Annotated in this window: 7 protein-coding genes; 2 read left to right on the top strand and 5 right to left on the bottom strand. The window is 67.0% G+C overall.

Going from position 1 to position 6,032, the window contains the following annotated elements; all coding sequences use genetic code 11:
* Positions 1–213: 213 nt before the first annotated feature.
* Positions 214–759 (bottom strand): (2Fe-2S)-binding protein, encoded by a 546-nt coding sequence (locus tag ASE88_RS16000; protein ID WP_055880943.1) that lies wholly within the window; start codon positions 757–759, stop codon positions 214–216.
* A gap of 101 nt (positions 760–860) precedes the next feature.
* Here ASE88_RS16000 and ASE88_RS15995 point away from each other — a divergent pair, with 101 nt between their 5' ends.
* Positions 861–2,156, top strand: a complete 1,296-nt coding sequence (locus ASE88_RS15995) for a sugar MFS transporter (protein WP_055880941.1) — start codon at positions 861–863, stop codon at positions 2,154–2,156.
* 80 nt (positions 2,157–2,236) lie between these two features.
* Here the strand turns inward: ASE88_RS15995 and ASE88_RS15990 are convergent, their stop codons facing one another.
* The 4 genes from ASE88_RS15990 to ASE88_RS19265 form a co-directional block, all read right to left on the bottom strand.
* A complete protein-coding gene (locus tag ASE88_RS15990) occupies positions 2,237–3,379 on the bottom strand; it encodes a CaiB/BaiF CoA transferase family protein (protein ID WP_056479824.1) in 1,143 nt (380 codons plus the stop codon).
* A 136-nt stretch (positions 3,380–3,515) separates the two neighbouring features.
* The gene (locus tag ASE88_RS15985) at positions 3,516–4,700 is read right to left on the bottom strand and encodes an acyl-CoA dehydrogenase (RefSeq protein ID WP_055882315.1); all 1,185 of its coding nucleotides are present in this window, start codon (positions 4,698–4,700) and stop codon (positions 3,516–3,518) included.
* Positions 4,701–4,767: 67 nt separating this feature from the next.
* On the bottom strand, positions 4,768–5,088 hold the full coding sequence (locus tag ASE88_RS15980) for a hypothetical protein (RefSeq protein WP_056479821.1): 321 nt from the start codon (positions 5,086–5,088) through the stop codon (positions 4,768–4,770).
* A gap of 2 nt (positions 5,089–5,090) precedes the next feature.
* Positions 5,091–5,267 (bottom strand): hypothetical protein, encoded by a 177-nt coding sequence (locus tag ASE88_RS19265; RefSeq protein WP_200910275.1) that lies wholly within the window; start codon positions 5,265–5,267, stop codon positions 5,091–5,093.
* A gap of 90 nt (positions 5,268–5,357) precedes the next feature.
* Here ASE88_RS19265 and ASE88_RS15975 point away from each other — a divergent pair, with 90 nt between their 5' ends.
* A complete protein-coding gene (locus ASE88_RS15975; protein ID WP_056479819.1) occupies positions 5,358–5,990 on the top strand; it encodes a helix-turn-helix transcriptional regulator in 633 nt (210 codons plus the stop codon).
* Positions 5,991–6,032 lie beyond the last annotated feature (42 nt).

Here is a 6,032-nt window from a genome sequence, read left to right as displayed (position 1 = left end):
CCCCGGCGAAGGCCGGGGTCCAATTGGGGATGATAGGCAACGAAGCGCGCGACGCACTACTGCGGACGTTCCAATTGGGCCCCGGCCTTCGCCGGGGTGGTGCTCGACCAACTGTGGCCGATATCCTGATGCCAGCCCGTGCACTACCATTGATCGGCCGTGCCGAAATCGCGGGCCGCACGTCTCGCTCCTCCTTGTTCTGAGCGGCGCGCGCTACCGCGCCGGCGGCGGGACCAGCGCCGGCACCAGCCGTGCGGAGTCCGCGGGATCGATTCCGGGCCGCGGTCCCGCGGGGATGACTTCCTCGCCGCGGATTGCCCGCCCGGCGCGCTGGATCGCCTCGACGACGCGCGGGTAGACACCGCACCGGCACAGGTTGGTGATCTGCGCGCGGATCACCGCCTCGCTCGGATCCGCATTGCGCTTCAGCAGGGCTGCCGCCGCCATGATCATCCCGGGAATGCAGAACCCGCATTGCGGCACCGCCTCCGCGATGAAGGCGAGTTGCACGGGATGATTGCGCTCGCGCGACAGTCCCTCGATCGTCGTGACGTAGGCGCCCTCGATCGAACCGATCGGCACGCGGCAGCTGCGCATCGCGCGCCCGTCGATATCGACCGTGCACGCACCGCATTGCCCCGTCCCGCAGCCATATTTGGTGCCGGTCAGGTTCGACGCATCGCGCAGCGCCCACAGCAACGGCGTGTCGTTGTCGAGCTTGTATTCAATCGGCGCGGTGTTGACGGTGAAGCGGCTCATGCCGCCGTCCTAGCCCGCCGCGACGGATCGCACCACGCGGCATTGCCACGCGTCGCCACCCCGGCTTATGTCGCGCGCAATAACGAGAGGGCGCAACACAGATGCACGTCGATACCAAATCCACAGCAGCAGCCGGAGGCGATGCCAGCCACGGCTATGACGCGCCCGATCTGCGCGTGTTCGTGTTCGCGCTGTTCTTCATCTTCGGCGGCATCACCTCGCTGAACGACATCATCATCCCGAAGATGAAGGAGCTGTTCACGCTCGACCATGCGACCGCGATGCTGGTCCAGTCGGCGTTCTTCCTCGCCTATGCGCTGTTCTCGATCCCCGCCGCGGCGATCGTGCGCAAGGCCGGCTATATGCGGACCGCGTCGATCGGCCTCGTGACGATGACCGCGGGCTGCCTGTTGTTCATTCCGGCGGCGGGGCAGGCGAGCTTCGGCATGTTCCTGTTCGCGCTGTTCGTGCTCGGCGCCGGGATCACCGTGGTGCAGGTCGTGGCAAACCCGCTGATCTCCGCGCTCGGCCATCCCAAGTCGGCATCGAGCCGGCTGACGTTCGCGCAGGCGTTCAACTCGCTCGGCACGACGATTTTCCCGTATGTCGGCTCGGCGCTGATCCTCGGTGGGCTGGCGACGGTCGACTCGTCCAAGCTCACCGGTGCGGCACTCGACGCGTATCGCAGCGAATCGTCGAGCACCGTGGTGCACACCTATATCGGCCTCGCGATCGCGCTGCTCATCGTCGCGGCGGTCGTGTGGACCAGGCGCAACCGGCTCAACGAGGAGCAGGACCAGACCGGCAGCATCTTCCATGCGTTCACGCTGCTGAAGCGCCCGCGCTTCGCGATGGGGGCGGCGTGCATCTTCCTGTACGTCGGCGCCGAAGTCGCGGTCGGATCGCTGATCGTGAACTATCTGATGCAGCCGAGCGTGATGGGGCTGAGCGACGTGGCGGCGGGCAAGCACGTGCCGTTCTACTGGGGGGGCGCGCTCGTCGGGCGGTTCATCGGCGCGTACGTGCTGAACAAGGTTTCGCCGGGCAAGGTGCTCGCCGGCGTCGCGACGGGGACGCTGGCGCTGATCCTGATCTCGGCGAACACCGAGGGCGCGATCTCGGGCTGGGCATTGCTGGCGATCGGTCTGATGAACGCGGTGATGTTCCCGACGATCTTCTCGCTGGCGTCCGAAGGTCTTGGCAAGCGCGCGGCCGAAGGGTCGGGCGTGATCGCCACGGCGATCGTCGGTGGCGCGATCATCCCGTATCTGACGGGGATGCTCGCGGATACGTCGGGCAGCCTGCACTTCGCGCTGCTGCTCCCGGCGATCTGCTACGCGCTGATTCTGGCCTATGGGCTGTACGCGCGGAAGCCGGTGGCTGAAGCGGTCGCCTGAACCCTCCACGGCATCCTGGGCTCGACCCAAGACCCAGAGCCACGACCGCTAGCGTATGTGGCTCTGGGTCCTGACTTTCGTCAGAATGACGGACGCGGAAGGGGCGGTGCGGCGCGGCCGATCGCGAGGTCGGCGCCGGAGAAGCGGATCGGCGTGCGGAGGCCGGGGATGGTCGAACCGTCCGGTCGCTCGGCATTGATTCGCATCCCGCGCGCGATCACCTGCGGATCGTCGAACGCCTGCGCGACAGTGTTGATCGGCCCGGCGGGCACGCCGACCGCCTCCAGCCGCGCGAGCAGCGCGAGCTTCGGGACCTGCGCGGTCGCCGCCTCTATCCCCGCGAACAATAGGTCCTTGAAGGCGAGCCGCCCGGCGTTGGTCGCAAAGCGCGGATCGTCACGCATCTCCGGCAAGCCCATCGCATCGCAGAAGCGGCGGAACTGGCCGTCATTGCCGACCGCGAGGATGAACCAACCGTCGCTGGTCGGGAAGACCGCGTAGGGGCACACGTTCATGTGCGCGTTGCCGACGCGCGTCGGCGAGACGCCGCTGGCGAACCAGTTCATCGCCTGGTTGGCGAGCACCCCGGTCATCGTGTCGAGCAGCGCCATGTCGATCTGCTGACCCTCGCCGGTCCGCTCGCGCATCGCGAGTGCGGCCTGGATCGCGATCACGGAATACAGCCCGGTCATGATGTCGGCGAAGGCGACGCCGATCTTTTGCGGCGCGCCGTCGGGCTCGCCGGTCAGGTCCATGATGCCGCTCATGCCCTGGACGATGAAGTCGTAGCCGGCGCGGGGGGCATAGGGGCCGTCCTGGCCGAAGCCGGTGATCGAGCAATAGACGAGCCGGGGATTGATCGCGGCGAGGCTGGCATAGTCGAGCCCGTATTTGGCGAGCCCGCCAACCTTGAAATTCTCGATGACGACGTCGGCGTCGGCGATCAGCGCCAGGACTTCGGCCTGGCCTTCGGGGGTGGTGAAGTCGGCGACGACCGAGCGCTTCCCGCGATTGGCGGCGTGGAAATAGGCGGCATCGCGCGACCCGTCGGGGTTGTCGATGAAGGGCGGGCCCCAGCTGCGCGTGTCGTCGCCGGCGGGGCTCTCGATCTTGACGACGTCGGCGCCGAGATCGGCGAGCACTTGGCCTGCCCAGGGGCCGGCGAGGATGCGGGCGAGCTCTACGACTTTCAGCCCGGCGAGGGGGGTGGGCTTCCGTCCCATGTTCAAATCACCACCCCGGCGAAGGCCCGGGCCCAATTCGAAAGGCCGGCGTAACTGGGCGCACCATCAGCCAAGGTGCGTCCCCCAATTGGGCCCCGGCCTTCGCCGGGGTGGGAAGCGAGCACGTGGCCTATCACTAGAACGCCGCGATACCCGTAATCGCGCGGCCGAGGATCAGCGCGTGGACGTCGTGCGCGCCCTCGTAGGTGTTGACCGTCTCGAGGTTCATCAGGTGGCGCATCACCTGATATTCGCCCGAAATCCCGTTGCCGCCGTGCATGTCGCGGCTCATCCGCGCGATATCGAGCGCCTTGCCGACGTTGTTGCGCTTCACGATCGAGACCATCTCGGGCGCGAACCGGCCTTCGTCCATGAGGCGGCCGACACGAAGCGACGCCTGCAATCCGAGCGCGATCTCGGTCTCCATGTCCGCCAGCTTCTTCTGGAACAGCTGGCGTCCGGCGAGCGGCGTGCCGAACTGGTTGCGGTCGAGGCCGTATTGGCGTGCGGCATGGAAGCAGAATTCGGCCGCCCCGAGCGCGCCCCACGAAATCCCGTAGCGCGCACGGTTGAGACAGCCGAACGGCCCCTTTAGCCCCTGCACGTCAGGGAGCAGCGCGTCCTCGCCGACCTCGACCTCGTCCATCATCACCATGCCGGTGATCGATGCGCGGAGCGACAGCTTGCCCTCGATCTTGGGCGTCTCCAGCCCCTTCATGCCGCGTTCGAGGATGAAGCCGCGGATGCCGCCGCCATGCTCGTCGGACTTCGCCCAGATCACGAACACGTCGGCGATCGGCGAATTCGAGATCCACGTCTTGGCGCCCGAGATGACATAGCCATTGGCCGTCTTCTTCGCGCGCGTCGTCATGCCGCCGGGATCGGAGCCCGCGTCGGGCTCGGTCAGGCCGAAACAGCCGATCCACTCGCCGGTCGCGAGCTTGGGCAGGTATTTCTTCTTCTGTTCTTCGGAGCCGAACGCGTTGATCGGGTACATCACGAGGCTCGACTGCACCGACATCATCGAGCGATAGCCCGAGTCGATCCGCTCAACCTCGCGCGCGACCAGACCATAGGCCACGTACGACGCGCCGACGCCGCCATATTCTTCCGGGATGGTCGGCCCGAGCAACCCGAGCGCGCCCATCTCGCGGAAAATCGCGGGATCGGTATGCTCATGCTGGAACGCGTCGACGATCCGTGGCGCCAGCTTGTCGTCGGCATAGGCCTTCGCGCTGTCGCGGATCATCCGCTCGTCCTCGCTCAACTGATCGTCGAGCAGGAACGGATCTGCCCAGTCGAACTTGCCCATCCCGGCCATCGTCATCTCCTTCGTTGACCGCCGACTTCGTGGTTCGTCGGTCGAAAGTCCACCCCCCATGGCCGGTTTACGCATCGATCAGCGTCAGCACGTTTAGGGTCACATGCTGCCGGCCGTTGATCGACTCGACGCGGTCGACCGCCAGATCCGCGACGATATGCCCGCGTAGCGCGAACTCGGCATCGGGCAGCGAATCGATCCAGTCTCGAAGACCGGGTACGGGATCGGCGACGATCGTCAGCCGGTGCTGCGTGCCGACGAACGTCGCGCTCGCCCATGGCGTGCACGCGATCGTGGCGATGTGCATCGTCACGCCGGCCGCGCCGGCATGGCTGCGCAGACCGCGGATCAGCAGCGTGCCCGCGTCGCGGCCGCGGAGCGCGTCCATCCTCACGACGCGTTGCCCGCAATGAACGACTCGATCCGCGCCACCATCGGTTCGCGCGCCTGACGGCCGCGACGCAGGTCGTGGACAAGCCGCGGATCGCCGACCGACAGCCGCCCGAACTTGGTCATCGGCATGCCCGTCTGTCGCAGATATCGATCGATCTTCATGAGAATCGTCACCGTCGTTCCTCCCGAGTCTGTGCGTCTCGTTCCTGATCTGTTCCTGCAAATCCTACTTGTCTAGGAAATTTCCTGCGCTAGGGTCGGGGGGTGTCGAAATCTGCATCCGATCCCGACCCGAGGCACGCGCTGGCGACGCTCGCGGCGGCGCGTGGGGACAGTCTCGCAGCGCTGTCGGCGATGCTCGGGCGCAACGTCGCCTATCTCCAGCAATATGTCCGGCGGGGATCGCCCAGGATCTTGGGCGAACGCGATCGGCGGCTCCTGGCGGCGTATCTCGGCGTGGACGAGGCGGTACTCGGCGCGCCACCCGACCGCGTGAGGGGCTTCCGGATCCGCCGGCTCGATATCGCGGCGTCGGCGGGGCCGGGCGCGCAGGTCGATGGCGAGATCGTGCTGGGCACCGATACGCTCGACCCGGCGCTGGCGCGGCAACTCGGCTTACGCGACGGGCAGGCGGCGATCATCCGCGTGCGGGGCAGTTCGATGGAGCCGGGGCTGTTCGACGGCGATCACATCGTCGTCGACACCGCCGATCGAACGCCGCGCGCGAAGGGTGGGCTCTACGTGATCCGGATCGACGACGCGGTGATGGTGAAGCGCGTTGCGCTGGCGGGTGGAACGCTGGTGGCGACGAGCGACAATGCGGCGGCGGGTCCGGTCCCCGAAGGGGCTATCGTCGTGATCGGCCGAGTCGTCTGGCAGATGCGCAAGCCGCGGTGACGGGCGAACGTAGAGGATCCAAGCGATCCTTCCCCGCAAGGG

The organism is Sphingomonas sp. Leaf38 (assembly GCF_001421825.1).
Taxonomy (GTDB): Bacteria; Pseudomonadota; Alphaproteobacteria; order Sphingomonadales; family Sphingomonadaceae; genus Sphingomonas.
Note: the sequence above shows the minus strand (reverse complement) of the source record. Positions and strands in the feature narration are given on the sequence as shown.